The organism is Levilactobacillus parabrevis, assembly GCF_044051715.1.
GTDB lineage: Bacteria > Bacillota > Bacilli > Lactobacillales > Lactobacillaceae > Levilactobacillus > Levilactobacillus parabrevis.
In genome coordinates this window covers 2,515,383-2,533,220 of the sequence record NZ_CP168688.1, presented here as the reverse complement: position 1 = coordinate 2,533,220, position 17,838 = coordinate 2,515,383, and the positions used below count along the sequence as shown (strand labels likewise).

Annotated in this window: 12 protein-coding genes; 6 read left to right on the top strand and 6 right to left on the bottom strand. The window is 49.5% G+C overall.

Annotation, left to right across the window (positions count from 1 at the left end):
• The first annotated feature begins 109 nt into the window (after positions 1–109).
• The 3 genes from ACEPSU_RS11735 to rny all read left to right on the top strand — a co-directional run bounded on the left by ACEPSU_RS11735 (position 110) and on the right by rny (position 3,480).
• The gene (locus tag ACEPSU_RS11735) at positions 110–1,054 is read left to right on the top strand and encodes an alpha/beta hydrolase (RefSeq protein ID WP_395321832.1); all 945 of its coding nucleotides are present in this window, start codon (positions 110–112) and stop codon (positions 1,052–1,054) included.
• Positions 1,055–1,084: 30 nt separating this feature from the next.
• Positions 1,085–1,777, top strand: a complete 693-nt coding sequence (locus tag ACEPSU_RS11730; protein WP_395321830.1) for a YoaK family protein — start codon at positions 1,085–1,087, stop codon at positions 1,775–1,777.
• A 98-nt stretch (positions 1,778–1,875) separates the two neighbouring features.
• Positions 1,876–3,480, top strand: a complete 1,605-nt coding sequence (gene rny, locus ACEPSU_RS11725; RefSeq protein WP_260338433.1) for a ribonuclease Y — start codon at positions 1,876–1,878, stop codon at positions 3,478–3,480.
• A 446-nt stretch (positions 3,481–3,926) separates the two neighbouring features.
• On the opposite strand, the gene ACEPSU_RS11720 is transcribed toward rny, so the two are convergent.
• Both ACEPSU_RS11720 and ACEPSU_RS11715 read right to left on the bottom strand, forming a co-directional pair.
• Complete coding sequence (locus ACEPSU_RS11720) at positions 3,927–5,501, bottom strand: bifunctional metallophosphatase/5'-nucleotidase (RefSeq protein WP_395321827.1); 1,575 nt, start codon at positions 5,499–5,501, stop codon at positions 3,927–3,929.
• An 859-nt stretch (positions 5,502–6,360) separates the two neighbouring features.
• Positions 6,361–8,436: a cation:proton antiporter gene (locus ACEPSU_RS11715; protein WP_395321825.1), complete on the bottom strand. Its 2,076-nt coding sequence runs from the start codon at positions 8,434–8,436 to the stop codon at positions 6,361–6,363.
• 544 nt (positions 8,437–8,980) lie between these two features.
• On the opposite strand from ACEPSU_RS11715, the gene spx reads away from it, so the two are divergent.
• Complete coding sequence (gene spx / locus ACEPSU_RS11710) at positions 8,981–9,379, top strand: transcriptional regulator Spx (RefSeq protein ID WP_020089121.1); 399 nt, start codon at positions 8,981–8,983, stop codon at positions 9,377–9,379.
• A 126-nt stretch (positions 9,380–9,505) separates the two neighbouring features.
• Here spx and ACEPSU_RS11705 read toward each other — a convergent pair whose 3' ends face one another.
• The 3 genes from ACEPSU_RS11705 to ACEPSU_RS11695 all read right to left on the bottom strand — a co-directional run bounded on the left by ACEPSU_RS11705 (position 9,506) and on the right by ACEPSU_RS11695 (position 11,913).
• Positions 9,506–10,366: a Fic family protein gene (locus tag ACEPSU_RS11705; protein WP_395321823.1), complete on the bottom strand. Its 861-nt coding sequence runs from the start codon at positions 10,364–10,366 to the stop codon at positions 9,506–9,508.
• Positions 10,367–10,511: 145 nt separating this feature from the next.
• A complete protein-coding gene (locus ACEPSU_RS11700; protein ID WP_020089123.1) occupies positions 10,512–10,799 on the bottom strand; it encodes a hypothetical protein in 288 nt (95 codons plus the stop codon).
• Between the two features lie 181 nt (positions 10,800–10,980).
• Positions 10,981–11,913, bottom strand: a complete 933-nt coding sequence (locus tag ACEPSU_RS11695; protein ID WP_395321820.1) for a ketopantoate reductase family protein — start codon at positions 11,911–11,913, stop codon at positions 10,981–10,983.
• 171 nt (positions 11,914–12,084) lie between these two features.
• Between ACEPSU_RS11695 and ACEPSU_RS11690 the strand changes: the two genes are divergently transcribed.
• Both ACEPSU_RS11690 and ACEPSU_RS11685 read left to right on the top strand, forming a co-directional pair.
• Positions 12,085–14,058 carry a S9 family peptidase gene (locus ACEPSU_RS11690; RefSeq protein WP_395321818.1) on the top strand — a complete coding sequence of 658 codons (1,974 nt, stop codon included), beginning with the start codon at positions 12,085–12,087 and terminating at the stop codon, positions 14,056–14,058.
• A gap of 260 nt (positions 14,059–14,318) precedes the next feature.
• Positions 14,319–15,929: a polysaccharide biosynthesis C-terminal domain-containing protein gene (locus ACEPSU_RS11685; protein ID WP_395321816.1), complete on the top strand. Its 1,611-nt coding sequence runs from the start codon at positions 14,319–14,321 to the stop codon at positions 15,927–15,929.
• Positions 15,930–16,151: 222 nt separating this feature from the next.
• Here the strand turns inward: ACEPSU_RS11685 and ACEPSU_RS11680 are convergent, their stop codons facing one another.
• Positions 16,152–17,372, bottom strand: a complete 1,221-nt coding sequence (locus ACEPSU_RS11680; protein WP_395361563.1) for an RNA-guided endonuclease InsQ/TnpB family protein — start codon at positions 17,370–17,372, stop codon at positions 16,152–16,154.
• Positions 17,373–17,838: the final 466 nt, after the last annotated feature.

Here is a 17,838-nt window from a genome sequence, read left to right as displayed (position 1 = left end):
CAAATTTCGTATCGATTGCGCTGGAAGAAAGAACTCCGTATACTAACGGAAGAGAGAAATTGTGCGCAGGCCCATCGCGGCGGGCGCGGAGAATTGGGAGGCAACAATCGTGAGTAAACGAAAGAAATGGGGACTGATCAGTCTCGGCGTGATCGTCGTGCTGATTGCAGGGGGCTTGCTGGGTGCGAGCCTGTACTTCTACAACATGACGGTGGCTAGCGGTAAGAAAGACTTTGTCGCGAGTGGGACAACCCTGAAGAAGAGTGACCCGATGTATAGCCAGAAGAAGTGGTATCAGAATGTGAAGAAGCAACGGTGGACGGAAAAGGCTGCCGGGGCCAATTTGAAATTAGTCGCGGACTACATTCCAGCGGCAAAATCTACCAAGAAGACGGTGGTACTGGTCCACGGCTTCGGCTCCAATAAGGAAGCTATGGGCGGCTATGTCGCCATGTTCCATCAACAGGGCTACAACACGCTGATTCCGGATACCCGTGGTCAGGGGCAGAGTCAGGGGAAAGTCATCAGTTATGGTTACTATGAGAGCAAGGATTATTTGAAATGGGTCAATCAGGTCATCGCCAAGCAAGGGAAACAGTCGCAGGTCGTCTTATTTGGGGTCTCCATGGGGGGCGCCACGACGATGATGACCAGCGGCTTGAAGACGCCGAGTCAGCTGAAAGCCTATATTGAAGACTGTGGATACACCGATGCCCAGGCGGAAATCACCTACCAGGCCAAGCAGATGTACAACATTCCTTATTGGCCGTTGGTGCCGTTAACCAGCACGGTAGCACGGGTCAAAGCCGGCTTCCATTTCAAGGATGCCAACGCCGTAGCCGCAGTCAAGAAGAATCATAAGCCGATGCTGTTCATTCACGGTGGGGCAGATACCTTCGTGCCAACGCGGATGGTCTACCAAGTTTACCGCGCCGACAACGGCCCTAAGCAACTGTTGATCGTGCCGGGCGCTAAGCATGCTGCGGCGCTATCTCATAGCCCAGCTTTGTACGAACGTAAGGTTAAGGCCTTTTTAGCGGAATATGTGAAGTAATTAAAGTTGGTTGGGAGGTAGGTGATTTACATGGAAACGGAGACGACGCGGCAATTTCGGCCGGTGACCGATACGGTGCTGGGCCTGGGTGCGACCCTTTTGATGGGGGCCATCGATGCCGACACCTTTCTCAAACACGGCGAAGTTCTGGTCAGCGCGCAGACGGGAAACTTGATCGTGGGCGTGGTCAAACTGGTCACGAGTGGCTGGCAGGCTGCGTGGGTCAACGGATTCGTGTGGGTCGGCTACTTTCTGGGTTGCTTTGTGGCACAGGGGCTGAGCGAACACGTGGGTGAGCATAATCATCGCCGGCAAATGCGGTGGCTAATGCTGATTGATGTGGTGGCTTACGCCGCGCTGGCGGGGCTACAGCGTAGTCTGCCGGAGCAGTGGCTGTTGTTTTTCCTTGGGATCATGGCCGGCTTTGAGCTGACGATCTTTCGGCAAGTTGGCGGGATTGCCATCAACAATGGCATCATGACCGGGAATACGAAAAATATGGCAACGAGTGCCTACCAGGCATTGATCGATGGTAATCGGGTCGCTCGCAACCGCTTCTTCCGCTTCATCCTAGTCCTGGTCACCTTCCTATTAGGGTGTGCTGTGGGCGTTGGACTCGCCAATTTAGCGGCGCTCGATGTTTTATGGGTAGCGAGTGGTTTCAAGCTGGCGCTACTGTGCTGGCTGTTTGTGCCGATGGCTATGGAAAAACCGCGCACGTGAACGGTTGGGTTGTGGCCGTAAATAGCGTATAATTAACGAGATAAGTGACCAACCCACCCGAGAGCCTTTCGGGACTGAAAACTAAGGAGCACAGCATATTGTTAATAACAGGACTAATTATCGGTCTGTTGTTGATCGGGCTGGTGCTCGGCTACCTCATCAGACGGCGACAACACCGCGCAGAATTAATGGCGGTGCAAGCAGAAGCCCGCGAGATTATTGCCCAGGCGACCGAGCAGACCAAAGCAAAGGTGGACCAGCTTAACCAAAAGAGCCGGCGCGATACCTTGGCCTATCAACAATCCGTAAAAGATGAACTGACCGAACAGCAGAGTGACATTCAGGTAAGAGAACAACGGCGTCAACAACGTGAACAGCTTATGGGGCAGATGGCCGTCCGCTTAGACGACCAGACGGCCATGCTGGATGAGCGTAGCCAGGCTAACCGGGATCAACGGCAAGCGATTCATTTGCGCCGCGACCAGGCAGGAGAATTGCGTGAGAAGCGTGAGGAAACGCTGGCCGAACAGGCGGGGATGGACGTAAAGGCCGCGCAAGACACGGTGGTCCAAAACACCGAGTTGGAATTAAAGCGTGATCGTGACGTTGAAGTCAAGGCGCTGAACGACAACGCCGTGGCGAGTGCCGAACGCTGGGCCAAGGACGTGGTGCTTTCCGCCACCGAGAGTGGTCCGCAGGATTTGCCGAAAGAACATTTGGAACACACCGTCACCGTCCCTAATGGTGAGATTCGTAGTAAGATCATCGGTCGCGAGGGCCAGCACATTCGCCTTCTCGAGACGTTGACCGGGACTGATTTGATTTTCGTGCCGGACGATAACACCACGTTATTCATCAGCACGCACGATCCGATTCGCCGTGAAGTGGCCCGGGTGGCTCTGACCAATCTGGTCGCTAGTCGGCGGATCTCCGCAACGCAGATTGAAACACAGGTCGAAAATGCCCAGCGTGACGTCAACCACAGCCTGTGGGAGACCGGGGAACAGACCGTTAGCCTGCTCCACGTGGGCTGGATGCATCCCGATCTGATGAAGCTGATTGGGCGTCTCAAGTACCGGACCAGTTATGGTCAAAACGTGTTGCTTCACTCGATTGAAGTGGCGCAGTTGACCGGTGCCATGGCCGCACGCTTGGGATACAACACGCGATTGGCTCGCCGTGCCGGCTTACTCCATGACTTGGGGAAGGCCATCGACCACGAAGTCGAGGGGACCCACGTGGAAATCGGAACGGAATTTGCCCAGAAGTATGGCGAAGAGGACGTCGTGATCAATGCGATTGCGGCCCACCATGGCGACGTTGAGAAGACGTCACCACTATCCGACCTAGTTGCCGCAGCCGATGCCATTTCTGGTGCCCGGCCTGGTGCCCGGAGCGAATCGGTTGAAGATTACATCAACCGGCTACGCGCGCTGGAACAGATTGCCAACGAGCAGTCTGGGGTCTCGGAAAGTTACGCCATCCAAGCTGGTCGGGAATTACGGATCATCGTCAAGCCACAGGAACTGGATGACAGCGCTTCGGCTAAGCTGACTCAAGAAGTGGCCAAGCAGGTTGAAGCCAAGCTGACGTATCCCGGTAAGATCAAGGTCACCACGATTCGGACGTCCACGGCGGTCGAATACGTTGGCGATGAAAAGAAAAAGAAGAAGCACAAAAAGAAAAAAGCCGCTAACGCTTAGAGTGTTACGGGTGAATTGAAGGTAGCCAACCGGTAGTGATCCGGAGTGGCTACCTTTTTTGATGGATGTTTATTATTTGTGTTGGACAATTTGAGAATGAAATTGCTGGTTGCGGAGAAAGAGGCATGCAGATTAAATGTGAGGTGTGATAATGCTGGTGGGCTAGATTAATGTAAAGCCGTAGGGATGGTGAAAATGGGCCCAGCTGTGGGAATTATCTTAGCGGTGGGTTACGCCGCTTAGATAATTGGTGCGGGTGAAACTCGGTCCTCAGAGGTTCACCCGCAAGCCTAAAGACCGTCCTATGGCTTTAAGCGTCCGCCCTCAGTGTCCCGGCCCATTTTCACCATCCCGAAGGCAATGGAATAAATTCAAAAAAAGCAGTTATCACTAGTATCTCGGGAAAGGAGATAACAGTGATAACTGCTCTTTACGCAACGCAAAAATTATCCAGGATCGTAAACCACGGTAAAGTTCTTATTCGCAGTGGCATCGATAGTCGGGTGTTCTTGCAGGTAATCCGCAATGATTTCACTCATGGCACCCTGACTTTCAGCGCGAATCTTGTCGGCGCTGTACATCGGGTAGTGGCCACCACCGACCGCACGATACTGGTTCAGTGCAATGCGGAGCCGTTGATCGTCTTCGATTGGCTGACCGTGATAGGTAAGGTTCTCGATGCGTTGGCCCATCGGCTTGGCCACGTTGATTCGGTAGTCAACACCCTCATACATGTCGTAATTGTATTGACGACGCTTGGGGTGAATAAATGCCGGATTGACAATGATTTCGCCGTCTTGGGAGCTGAAGTAGCGGGCGGTTACTTCCAGCGCGCCCTTCAGATCTGCCCCGGTAATGTTTAAGAGGGATAAGCCGTTTGGGTAGACGTAGTTGGTCATAATATTTCGCATGGTGATGGGGTTTTCAAATCCACGGGCTTCATCGTTAAATAACGCCGTTGCGGAGATGTCCGCGCCCATCGTGGCCATTTGAACTTTTTGAATAAATTCGATGTAAGGTGTCTCGTCGATGCGAGCTGCGAAGGGATCGGTGAAGGTCATGTCACCCTTGATGTGGCCTAACGGTTGATCTAGCCAGTGGCCGACCTCATCGTTTAAACCATTTGCGGCTTTCAAAACTTTTTCGTCCAGTGGGGCTTCGGCTGCGGAGACCAATTCAGAGCCGTGGTTGACGACGATGACCTTGCCGTTGGCGTCCCGGTCGAGGTCCAACGTAATCTTCCCGATGGCTTGGCCTCGGAAACCGGGTTGCGTGGTCGGAATGTCAAAGACGTCTGTCGCCAGTTGCCGGTGTTGGTGGCCGGTGACCAGAGCGTCGATGCCGGGAATGGCCTCTAAGATGTGGTAGGCTTCGTTTTCGCCGACGTGAATGTCGTTAGGCTTACCCGTGGTTAAATCGCGCTCAAAGCCACCGTGATAGCACACAACGACGATGTCGGCTTGTTCACGAATGATGGGCACATATTTTTTAGCAGCAATGTAGGCCGATTCGAATTGTAAGCCACTGATGTTGGTGGCCTTTTCCCACTTGTAGACGGCTTGGGTGGTGAGCCCCAGCACGCCGATCTTGATGCCTGCCTTTTCGATAATCCGGTAAGGTTGGCCGTATTCGGGGTCCCCATTACTATCTAAAATGTTGGCACACAAAATGGTTCGCTTGGCGTCGCGAATCGCAGCTTGTAAGTACTTTTGACCGTAGTTAAATTCGTGGTTACCGAGAATCCCACAGTCGTAATCGATTTGGTTATAAATGTTCATCAAGGGTTGAGGATCGCGGTCGGGATTCACCCGAGCTACGTAATAGGCGAGGGGTGATCCCTCGAGAAAATCCCCATTCTCAATGGTGACGACCGGACCTTGTTCCTTGGCGGCGGCTTGCTCTTGGGCAATGACCGTGGCCGCGCGGGCCAGTCCGAAGCCCAGCTGGGTCCCCTTCTTCACGTAGTTCGTGGGGAAGACGTACCCGTGGGTATCGCTTGTCGATAAAATTGTCAGCTTCATTAGATCTCACCCTCCAATAACGTCTAACAGATCACTAGCGAACAGCCGCCGAATCTATAACGTGTTAAAGAAATTATAAGCTAGTTTGTACCGAGTGTAAATTTACGATGGCAAATTCTCTTAAATTATGAGGAGTTTTCTCACAATTAGGTGGGGAAAGGGAGTGGGAAGCGGTTTCATTTGGCTGTGAGTATTTGTTTGGGGGTGCTTTTTGTTGGAAAGTTTGGAGATAAGGTAGTTTTTGGTGGGGTGCGGGGGATTCTGTTGTTAGGGTAATTTTGGAAATATATGATTTTTAGGAGATGTGGGTTGGGGCGGGTTTTGGCTGGTTACTTTGGATTAGAATTTTAAATTTTCTCTCGCCCGGAAACTAGGGAAATGTGTGTCCGCAGAATCGGGTTGTGCGAGGCAGACTCTTCTACTTAGAAAGCTAAGTGATTTCTGATCGGCGAAGATTGTTAGTGGCTACTTTAGTTTGGTTCGTTAGATTTTCTCTCGCCAGAACACTGGGAAAATATGCGGCCTTTGAAACGAGTTCAGTCGGGCAGGTCCCTGCGCTTAACCCAGATAAGCACCGGCTCGGCTCCGCCAAGCTGGCACTTATCTACGTTAATGCTCAGGACCTACCGCCCTCCTTCACTCTCTTTAACAAAAAAACAGCGACCGGACCAAATTGTCCGCATCGCTGCTTGAAGAAAAAACGTTTATTACGTTTGGAGTTGGTCGATACCATAGCGGGTCGACCGTAATTTTTACTTTGGAGGAGTAAAATTATTAACTTATTCGTTCGTAAATTCGTAAGTTATGAGGACAACTATAACAGGTAATTGTGAAGAAAATATGACGGTGGGAAAATAATCTAGTCAGCACCCGCGATTTCTTGGGTGTAGAGCATCTGATCAGTCGAGACTTGTTGATACAGTTCGTCCGCCAGTTCCGTGGAGATGATGCCGGCCGTTCTTTGCTGTTGAATATAGGTGTATTCGTACTGAAAGGCTTGAATAAATAATTCATTTTGTTGGTCCGTGGACTTGTTGGTCACAAAGCGTCGGTGCCGTGCGTTGTAGTAATTTCGAACCGTGTTGACTTCCGCTTGGTTATCTACTGTGGAAATATCCGTGAGAAATTTGATGATATTCGTATAGATTTCTTCTTCAATCCGTAAGAAGTTTTCACGTTGACGTTTCTCGGCTCTGGGATCGCGGCGAGGACGACGCTTCAGTTTCTTACTTTCTTGCTGAATACGTTGCTCCTGCAGTTGTTCTTGTTCTGGGGTGTGCGGCATTTCTTGTAAAAGTTGGCGCTGTTTGGCAATGCGTTTACCACGTCGCCATTTACGGCTGAACATGAAGGTGATTCGGTGACTAACGAAGCGGAACCATAAAGAAATATTCTGGAAGGGGTTCTGATGACTCATCTGAGATTTAATCACCAACATCCGAACGTAACGGTTCGCGAAGTTGTTGGGGATGACACCATCATCGGCTAGTTTCTGGACGCTCTTAACTTCAATTTCGGTGGCCTGATTGAGTAAGACGCGAATCTTCTTTCGGTCGGGTCGTGCGCCAGTTGCTTGGCTATTTAGTGTTTCGATCACAGATTGTGCAGCAGCGGGATCATCTGGATTTTCCTGGACGAGGCGTTCAGTCGCGTAGGCCACCAACGCTTTACGTTCTTGAGCAACGGTTGCGGGATCCACGGCAACGGTCTTCTTGGGTAAAATGAAAGGTAAGACGATAGTGGGAACGAGGAGACTGAGAATGATGACAACGGCTGCCACAAAGATCATGGTGTTTCGGAAAGGGAAGGCTGAACCGTTTAGCGTCAAAGGCAGTGAGAAGGCCATGGCTAAGGTAATCGTTCCGTGGACACCGGAGAGGGCGCCAATCAGAGCGTTCAAAGGTCGTTCCTTTTTCTCAGAGTGAATCAAGGCCCAGTCGAGGCGAATCCATAAGTAACGGAGGGCCAGCATGACCAGGTAAAGGATCACAGCCAGCGTAAAGAAGCTCGGTAGTGATTTCGTACCATCTCGTTGAATATTTACCCACACGGTTGGGAGCGAGACCCCCAGAAGGACAAAGACAAATCCATTTAAAATATTGGTGAAAATGCCCCACGTAGAGCGGGAGACCAATTGTAATTGCGTACTGGATAGGCGCAGTTGATTGCTGGAGGCACTGTAAATCAGGCCAGCGGCCACGACCGCTAGGATACCAGATAATTCGAGGTGTTCAGCGGCTAAATAGATGAGAAAGGGCATGATTAGGTCGTAAGGGACAATCACGCTGGAGGAGTCTTTACCACTCTGAACCAGGTAGACGCGGACCATGACGGCCGCAATCCCTAGAATCACACCAATTAAGAGGCCACCTAGGAAAACGACGAAGAAATGTTTAACCCCATCGCCTACGGAGAATTGACCGGTAGTAAAGGCGGCGAGGGCAAGGTTAAAGGCAACTAGCCCCGAAGCATCGTTGAAAAGAGATTCTCGCTCCAGCATACCCATGACGCGTTCTGGTACCGCCATGTTACTTGTGATTGAGGAGACTGCCACGGCGTCGGTCGGCGTGACAATGGCAGCTAATGCAAACGCTAAGGCCAGTGGAATGCCAGCGAGAACAGCGTGGCTCAGGTAGCCCATGCCAATGACGGTCAGCACCGCTAAGATAATGGCCATCGAGATGATTGAGCCAACGTTTTGACGGAGCTCGTGACCGTTCGCGTTTTGTCCGTCATAGAACATGAGGGGCGCAATGATGATGAGCATAAACATCTCGGGTTCAAGGACGAAGTGGTGGTACATCGGCACCAGAGAAAGAATGGCACCAGCAAAGATTTGATAGAAGGCTTTCGGAATTAACGGAAAATAGGGATAGATTGTATTGGCAACGATGGTCGCAACAATTAGTAAGACAACAGCGTAAAAGGCTAACAAAACGGGTTCCTCCCGACAAAAACGTAATTTATGATGTCCCTATTTTACGCTTCTAGGAAATAAATGTGGGGAAAAATCGCTTGTCAAAGAAAAGGTTTAGCCATTTTGGTTAGTTTGAGTAAGCGCTTTTATGAACTAAAGGAAAATCTAAATGAATATTAAAACGTTTAATATGAATATTAATGCATTCTAGATAAAAAGAGACGCCGGGACCGTTTTTAGTTATAAATTTAGGTCATATCATGAGATAGTTGACTAACTGCCCTAACTTTGTGGAAGCTTGAGTGGCGATGCTTTCAAGGATTTTTGCGAGTTATCACAAGTGGATAAATGATTGCGAAAATAGTTGGGAAAGACAACCAACCCACCAAAAAATGTTGACCGTTATTTAGAAAGTTTCCAAAAAGGGTTGATTATTCATTCAATTGTGGTAATATATAAGTTGGTTCTACTAGATAGTTCAGTGAAATATTCGGGGGGAACCAGAACAAGTCAGTTGTTTTTTCTATCGTTACTCAATCCAACGATAAGGAAGTGCTTAGATATGATCAATTTGTATATTGCGCCAAGTAGCGCATCCAGTCGGAAGGCACGGGCATGGCTGAAGGATCACGACATTGCGTTTAACGAACGGAATATCAAGTCCAAGCCATTAAATGCCGCCGAAGTTAAGCAGATTCTACGCTTAACGGAGAATGGCAGTGAGGACATCATCTCAACGCGGTCCAATGTATTTAAGGAATTGCACGTTGATTTAGATAGTCTCTCAGTTAGCCAACTTGTTGACTTAGTTGTTAAGTACCCAGACTTAATTAAGCGGCCCATCATCTTTGATGACAAGCGACTTGAAGTGGGTTACAACGAAGAGGAAATTCGTCGGTTCTTACCACGTGAAGTGCGGACAGCCGAATTACACCACTTAGAATCACAATTAAGCTCATAGACCGGATCGATCAGTTCTCGGGGGAGTGCTGATCGGTTTTTTGTGGGGAACACTAAATATAAACGAATAAATAAAGCGATTGCCAGATCAACTTTTGAGTTGAAAGGGTGATCGCTTTTTTCGTGATTAACTGGATTGGTCAGAATTGTTCTGATCCAATAACTTTCGCAGTTTGGGGCTGATATCATTCGCGGCGTCCTTTTGATTCTGTTCATTAAGCGCCAACGTCTGAATGCGTCGTTTGAGTTCAGCAATGGTATAGTTCGTAATCAGTTTTTCAAAAACCAATCGGGTGCCCTGAGCCTCTTGAGAGGCCTCGAGAGCGGTCATATAGGCCTGGCGAGCTGCTTTGTCGGGTTGCACATTGATAACGGGATAGCTTGCTTGCGTTAAGGCCATATTCATGAGTAGTCGTGCGGTTCGGCCGTTGCCGTCTAGAAAAGGATGAATCGTGACAAATCTTTGGTGAAGATCGGCCGCATAGATAATGGGATGTTGCATCGCCTGGGCCTGGTTTGCCCAAGAAATCAGGGCGTCAACCGCTGGCTGGATATCTAAGGGACTGGTATAAGGACGATGTTCAGAGCCGTAGGGCCACACATCAATCGTCCGGTAAGTCCCGGCTTCGCTGACGTCATTTGCTGTTTTTAACGTGACGATCCGGTTGAGGTCTCGAATAATGGTGGTGCTTAGAGGAATGTGCTCCGTAGCTAGAGTGGTCATATGTTCATAAGCGGCGTTAAGATCCAACGTCTCCAGGACATCCTTGATGGGGACGTTGTGAATGGTCATTCCAGTATCTAGAATTGACGCAGTTTCATAGCGATTGAGTGTATTTCCCTCGATGGCATTGGATGACCAGACGTGTTCAATTCGGATACTTTTTTCGAGCTGAGCGACTGCAGCTTCGGATAGCGGTCGATAAGCAGCCATCTTAGTTTTTAACTGACTAGCTTGCTCTAAAAGTTGATTGAGTTCAGTATCCATGAGGAAAATCCCCCCTTTCTGTTGTTTTCAATTTTAGCATAGTCCTCTTGCCGAAGATAAAAAAAGTACTGGGCCATCTGCTCAGTACTTTTTCAAATACAGTAGATTTAAGAATTAGTGATACCAGTAACCAGGTTTCAGCTACCTAAGCGTGTTGCTGCTTCCGGTAGCTTTGCGCCATGTTGGCGTAACCGAGCTGTTCCAGGGTATCAACCACGGTGGCCTCAATCGTTCCAGTTGCAACGACGTCAAAGCCGGCTAATTGGGCCACAATGAGGCTTTCTACGCGGTGGACAACGGTGGGATCGTTGGTCAGTGCCGTTAGTGCTGCATGGATCTGACGGGAATTGAACGGAACGTGCTCCCCAGCCAAATTTTCCACGGTTAGGCCACCCGGATACATCGTAGTCTGTGATCTTCTTAAAACGTCCATCGTCTCTAGCCCTCCTAGGTTTGCCGAACCCGTTAAACGAAAATACTAACGACCGGTCAAAATGAGTATAGGTCTATGTTACGATGAATTTCAGAAAAATACAACTAGATATAGTACGAATATGTGAGACTTTTCTACATATGGTAGTAAAACCACAGAGTGTGGTGTATCAAATTTTCTGTTACTTGATTCCCTTTAGACTTTCTTGACTGTGAATCAATTGGGCGAGCAACGCATTGGTTGGGGCAGGAACGTTGAGCTTAGCGCCAAGTTTGGCAACGTAGCCGTTAAGAAAGTCAATTTCGGTTGGCCGCTTCTTAGCCATATCTTGGTGCATCGACGGGTAGTGTCCCCCATTTTTACTAGGGTCGAACTGTGCGGCAATCAGGGCCGTTACGTCGGCCGCACTGAATTGAATCTTAGCTGCGGTGGCGACGGCTTCGAACTCGTTGAGGACGGCATCGTTCAATGTTCGCCAGTTAGGGAGACTACCGAATTCGGCGATGTTGCAGTCGAACAGGGTGCAGTAGGTGTTGAGGACGCTATTCAGACCAGCCTTTTTCCAGATGGCGGCCAGGACATTTTCGGCCGGGCTAGCGTTGAGACCAGCTCCATTTAAGGTCGCAATTAGTCCGGGCAAGTCTGGGAACTTTTCGGGGACAATGGCCTGTAGGGAAATACTCCCGGTTCCCGTGACCGTGATGTGGCCGGGTCCCGTGAGGCTAGAAGACCAGACCGTGGTCCCAGCGACGACGTGATCCTTGGGCACGTGGCGTTCGATGGTCTCGACGTTACCGATGCCGTTGGCTAGCGTCAACACAGCTGGCTGATTGCCCAGCACACCGCTGAGTTGTTGGAGCATCTGATCCATCTGCATGGCTTTAGTAAAGAGGATGACGAGGTCAAACTGTTCAGTGACCTCTTCAGGCCGCTTAGCCGTCATGTGGTAGACGTGGTCAGTGCCATCATCGGTCGTGACAGTCAGGCCTTGCTGTTGAATGGTCGTGACATGCTCGTCCCAGTTATCGATCAAGGTGACCTGGTTACCAGCTGATTGAAGCTTTACGCCAAAGCGGCTACCCATGGCACCCGCACCGGCAATTGCAATTTTCATTTCAAGCTCACTCCTTCTGTCTGCGTTACTCCCAGTGTAGCAGGTTTCAGTGGAAGTGGCGTAATGTGGGGGTTGATAATTGACATCGCACCGGAGCTGGCTTAACATTAAAAATAATTATTTGATGAGAAAATAATGAGAAAATTTATAAATAGCTAGGAGCGATGCGGTATGTCCCAAGGGGTCAGTGCACAAGATCTTTATCGATTAAAATCTGTGTCCCAAGCGTCAGCGGCGAATCAGCAGGTTTTCTTCGTCGAAAATAGTATTGATGAGGCTAACAATCAGTATTTGGCCCGCATTAAGCGCGTCGACCAAGCTGGTCACACACAAGATGTGGCGGTCAATGGCCAGCTGAACTTACAACCCGCCGTTGCCGGCGACCAATTATTTTATGCAGCTAAAGTTGGTACAGCAAAGCCACAACTATTTACGGTGGCCGTAAGTGGTGGTGAACCGACGCTGATAACCACGACGACACCGAATGAAGCTGTGAATACGGTGATGGCTGCAGCCGATGGTCAAAGCGTTTATTTCAAGACGACCGAGACTGCCGAGCTCCCCAAGTTACCTAACCAAGAAAAGTTTCCTAAGACCCGGCACGTCACTCGGTTAGTCAATAAGGCCGATGGCTACGGTTGGCTACCGCAGGACGTGACGTATCGGTTACGACGCTACTTACCGGCAAACGGAGTCGTAGAGGAAATCTGTCAACAGGGTGCCGACTTCAGTTTGACCTCGGTTAGCCAGGACGGGCGCTACGTCACCATTCTTCAGGATGATCATCCCGATGACGAACGTAATTTTGCTCACGGTGCGTATTGCCTGGACACCCAAACGGGACAGATGGTAGATTTGACGGCGAACCTGATCCACGGCCATTTTGCGGATGCCACGCTGTCACCCGATGGCCAACAGGTTGCGTTAGTTGGGGACAACGGCGCGGCTGGCCGCCACACTGTGGCCAACGTCTACCTCGTCGCTGCAACTGGTGGTGATCTGACCAGTCTGACTGATGACTTAGATGCCGACCCGAATCCCGAATTTGCTGGGGACTTTGTGCAGCAGGCTGGGAGTAAACTCGTGCGCTGGTTGGATGCCGACCGAGTCGTCTTTGTCACGGCCTTTCACGGGCACAGCCAACTCTACGTGGGCGATGCTCGAGGAATTACGTTAATCGACGATACGGCTCGTCAAATCGTGGACTTTGACGTGGTGGATGCCGAGACACTAGCGCTAAGTGTTTCCTATCAGGATCAGCCGAGTCAGTTGCGGGCATTCAAGGTGGCCAACGGCGCTGAAACCATCAGTTATGATCCTAACGCGGCCTACGAGAGTACCCACGAATTTGCCCATCCCCAACGTTTTGACTACACGTCAGCGGACGGTCAAGCGCTAGAGGGCTGGTACTTGCCAGCGCAAACCAACGCGCCGAAGCAGCCAGTCTTGCTCTACGTTCACGGGGGACCACACGCCAACTATGGCGAGGCCTTCTTCTATGAATTCCAGGTCCACGCGAGTCGTGGTTACGGGGTGGTCTTCTTCAATCCGCGAGGTTCAACCAGTTACGGTCAGGCCTTTGAAAGCAACGTGAACGGGCACTACGGTGAGGATGACTACGATGACGTCATGACGGGGTTGGACGTGGCGTTAGCCAAATTCCCTCAGCTTGATGCGGACCGTCAGTACATTGCCGGTGGCTCGTATGGTGGCTTCATGACTACGTGGGCGGTTGGCCACACGAAGCGGTTTGCGGCGGCTGTCTCACAGCGGTCGGTGACGAACTGGATCAGCCTCTTTGGTATCAGTGATATTGGTTTCTACTTCAATCCGGAAGAACTGGCCATCGACTTGTTTGCAGACGGTGGGGTCGAATCCTACTGGAAACAGTCGCCGTTGGCTTATGCCCAGAACGTGACGACACCGATTCGTCTGCTCCACGGGGAGTGGGATATGCGCTGTCCAATCAGTCAGTCGGAGGAATTCTTTACAGCTGTTAAACGTAACGGGGTCGACGCGGACTTTATTCGCTACCCACAGAGTTTCCACGGTGTTTCGCGGAACGGGTTACCTAGCTTACGTATTCAGCGGATCGATGACATGACGGAATGGTTCACGGCACATCCTTCAGTGAAACGGGATTAGTTCCGTTGAAAGTCTCAGATTAGACGATGTAAGAAAAATTTAACCTTAGTTGAGAGGGTCGGGGTCCGTAAGGGCGTCGACCTTTTTAGTGAGGGGGATGCGTACGCGATATGGCAGGGATCTGTCCTGTTTGTTGGGAGGCTAAATAATAGGTTGGAATCCCTCGGTGTTGCCGCATTGCCCATGTACAGCGGCCTAGCAGAGGAGTATCCTTGCGAGTGGTGCTTTGGCACTAGACTAAATTGGTGTGTGTAAATTTAATGGATAAAAAAATTATTTCAGGATCATTTTGGCTCTCGTTTGGGAGCATTTTTTCACGAATCTTAGGCGTCGTTTACCTGATTCCGTGGTTGGCGATGATTGGTTCGCCCCAGCATCAGACCGTGGCGCAGGCGCTGTTTAATACAGCCTACACGCCGTATGCGTTGTTCATTGCGCTCGGGACGGCAGGCTTTCCGTCCGCGATTGCTCGGCGGGTGGCGTTCTTTAACGGGGAAGATAGCTTCATTAACTCTAAACACATTGCGTATGCGGGTTTTGGTTTCATGCTGGTGTCCGGCGTGATCTGTGGGGCTTTACTCTATGGGCTTGCGCCAATCTTGGCCGCTAACAGTCCCGTTAGCTCGGTGGCCAACGCCACGTTTGCCATTCGTTGCCTGGTTCCGGCCATCGTAATCCTGCCATCGATGAGCATTCTGCGGGGCTGGTTTCAGGGAAATGGGGACCTCAAACCGTTTGGGATTTCCCAACTTTGGGAACAGTTTATCCGGATCATTGTGATTCTTGGTGGGACCTACTGGTTGATTGAAATTAGTCACCAAGGCTATGTACAGGCAGTCTTCGTAAGTGTCGCGGCGGCCTTTGTTGGTGCCGTGGCCAGTTACCTCTACTTATTGGGCCATTTATGGCGTCAGCGCGGCGTTTATCGTCAAATGACGGCCAAGAGCCAGACGGGTAAGCAACATGCCGCGGGTAAGCTCCTGCGGATGATCGGCTATGAGTCGATTCCGTTTGTCATTGTGGGCTCAGGAATTACCCTGAGTCAGCTGATTGACCAGCTCTTCTTCAAGCAGATCATGCAGGGCCTCTTGCATCAGTCGGCAGAGGCCACACAGTATGTCTTCACAATCTTCTCGGCCAATCCTAACAAGATTACCACGGTGATCGTGTCGTTAGCGATGGCGGTGGCAGAGACGTCGCTGCCATTGTTGGCGGGGAAGCTAGCCGACATCAAAAAGAATCGTCAAGAGATTGGCGCACTGTTGACCAACAACGTTCAGCTACTGACGTTTGTTCTCTTACCGCTGGTGGTGTTGGTGAGCACCTTTGCCTACCCCATCTACGGGATCTTCTTCAACTTTGACGGGGCTGGGGCAACCTATCTGGTGGCCAACGTCTGGCAAAGCTTGATTCTGGCACTGGCGCTGGACTTATTGACGGTGCTCCAGGCGTTACGGATGAGTAAGAAGGCCACGACGTACCTGTTGACTGGGTTAGGGATTAAACTAGTGCTGCAATTGCCGTTGGTCTACTTGTTCCAAGGTTATGGGGCGCTGTTGACCACGGGGATTGCCTTTGGCTGGATTACCATCGTTAGCTGGCGTCTGATCCGCCGGAGTTATGCGGTAGCTCTGGGTGGCATTCGGCCAATTATCCGGCTGAATCTGGTCTTTGCGGTACTAGCAACGGTTCTGGTAGATGGCTGTCAGTGGCTCTTCGGGAGTGCCTTTTTCACGGGGAAACTGCTTACGATGGGTTACGCAGCCGTTCTTGGGTTGATTGCAGTCGGCCTATACGTTTGGTTGGCTAATCGATTAGGCGTGGCCCAGTTGATCTTCAAACGACCACTTAAATTAGAAATTCGGCGTTAAGGTATTGAAGTCTAGGCAAATTGCCTGGGCTTTTTATTTTTGTTAGACTTGGTAGGTATTAGGGGATAACTAGCTATAGGAAGTCAATTGCCCCTGAATGAATTCAGAGGCTTGTCGCTCACGTGTCTTACGACACAGTAGTCCAACATCCCCGTTAAGGCACTCCTACTCGTAGTGGCAACATCATCGGGTAATTGACAGCTACCCGTTTAGCTGCCAGGTTTACCCAACAGTTATTAGCTTCTTAATCTTTGGTCGTTTAATACCACGCAACCAGTCTTGCCCCAACATTTTAATATTCATTGCTCCTAATCGGTCATCATTACAACGATACTGACACTTTTTACACCAATACTCGTGAGTATCATGATGGCGATTAGTCTTCTCAACCAGGCCACACCTCGGGCATCTCTGCGAGGTAAACGCTGGATTCACTTTCACAACAATGCTTTGAATAGCCTGTGCCTTATATGTTAGGAAAGATTCTAACTGGAAGAACGCCCAGGAGCGATGACTATTACGTAATGATTTGGGTAAGTCATCCGTGTTGAACGTCACATTAGTTAAATCTTCCAAAACGAAGAGCGTATGCGAGCCATACAGTGCAACGAGTGTCTTAGCTATCCGGTGATTCACATCGGACATCCAGCGGTTCTCTCGTTGAGCCAGTTGTTTCAGCCTTTTTTGGGCAGATCTGGTACCTTTGCTTTGTAATTGTTGACGAATATCTAAAAACTTTTCCCGCTTACGTAAAATCTTTTTGCCATCAAAAAATAATGTCTTTCCTTCATTATCAAAGGCGGTTGCTAGGAAGCGCAATCCACGGTCAATACCTACAATTTGAGGATTATCCTTAGTATCGAAATCACTAACTTCTTTCGTGATGCCAATATGCAGAAACCACTTGCCCCGATTGTGAACCAACTTAGCAGTACCGAGCTTCCAATCATCAATAAAATATTTCTCGAATCCTTTGTTGGTAAAACCCAACTTAATCCGCTTACCAAGGGTAGTCATCGAAACCTGTTGCATCTTGTCCACAAAAGAGTAATTACTCTGACGAACCAAATCTGCTTGTGGCCGACGAAATTGGATAGGTTTCACCAACCAGGTCAGGTCTCTAGGAACTCGAATCCATTTGTTTTCTTCGTTCTTATAGGCATAAGTATGTTGTTTCATTTGTTTTCGGACGGTCTTGTAGTGGGCTGAGACTGTTCGAAAGACAGACTGAATCATCTGGCTATTGAGTTCTGACTCTTGTCTAAATAATTTGTACAGACGGTGATTGATTTTTAACCAACTTAACTGAAACCCATGGTCAAAAATCCACTGACTAACAATATTAGCTAATCGTTGGTATTCCTGACTCATCGCTAGAAATTGGTCTGCTTGATCAGTGTTCGGATAGAGTCTCAGCTTGATTGTTCGTCCTGATTTAACCAATGGATACCTCCCCTGTAGATTGGGTTAAGTATACCATGTTTAAGGCTTAAGGGGAACGTATGTTTCAAAAAATGCTGAACTCTGGCATTCATCCCGCGATTAAAATCGCTGGTTTTCTGCTTAGTTTATGATAAAAGAAGTTAACCTAAGGAGTTATCAGAAGAGTTCTGGAGAGGAAAAATGGGGGATTGGATGCGATTTGAAAATCTGTTTTATCTTTGCTTTTTTGGCGGATTTGTTGTTTTCATGGCGTTTTCGGTACCTAAGTGGTTTGTCGTAATATACGCTATTTTAGGCGTTGTTGGAATTCTCTATTTTGATAGAAAACACAGGCAACATTAGAAAAATGGCGCTTATTTAGGTTGCGTTTTAAGAATAGGTCTAGGCAAATTGCCTGGGCTTTTTATTTTGAAAATAAATCTTCAGAATGATTAGCTATGTAGGACTAACGCTTGACGCCTGGGCG

What these genes read in the sequence shown, in the direction of transcription:
- ACEPSU_RS11720 (WP_395321827.1), bottom strand. Translation starts at nt 5,501, where the DNA reads ATGAAGCTGACAATTTTATCGACAAGCGATACCCACGGGTACGTCTTC.
- ACEPSU_RS11730 (WP_395321830.1), top strand. Translation starts at nt 1,085, where the DNA reads ATGGAAACGGAGACGACGCGGCAATTTCGGCCGGTGACCGATACGGTG.
- ACEPSU_RS11695 (WP_395321820.1), bottom strand. Translation starts at nt 11,913, where the DNA reads ATGAAAATTGCAATTGCCGGTGCGGGTGCCATGGGTAGCCGCTTTGGC.
- spx (WP_020089121.1), top strand. Translation starts at nt 8,981, where the DNA reads ATGATCAATTTGTATATTGCGCCAAGTAGCGCATCCAGTCGGAAGGCA.
- ACEPSU_RS11690 (WP_395321818.1), top strand. Translation starts at nt 12,085, where the DNA reads ATGTCCCAAGGGGTCAGTGCACAAGATCTTTATCGATTAAAATCTGTG.
- ACEPSU_RS11705 (WP_395321823.1), bottom strand. Translation starts at nt 10,366, where the DNA reads ATGGATACTGAACTCAATCAACTTTTAGAGCAAGCTAGTCAGTTAAAA.
- ACEPSU_RS11685 (WP_395321816.1), top strand. Translation starts at nt 14,319, where the DNA reads ATGGATAAAAAAATTATTTCAGGATCATTTTGGCTCTCGTTTGGGAGC.
- ACEPSU_RS11700 (WP_020089123.1), bottom strand. Translation starts at nt 10,799, where the DNA reads ATGGACGTTTTAAGAAGATCACAGACTACGATGTATCCGGGTGGCCTA.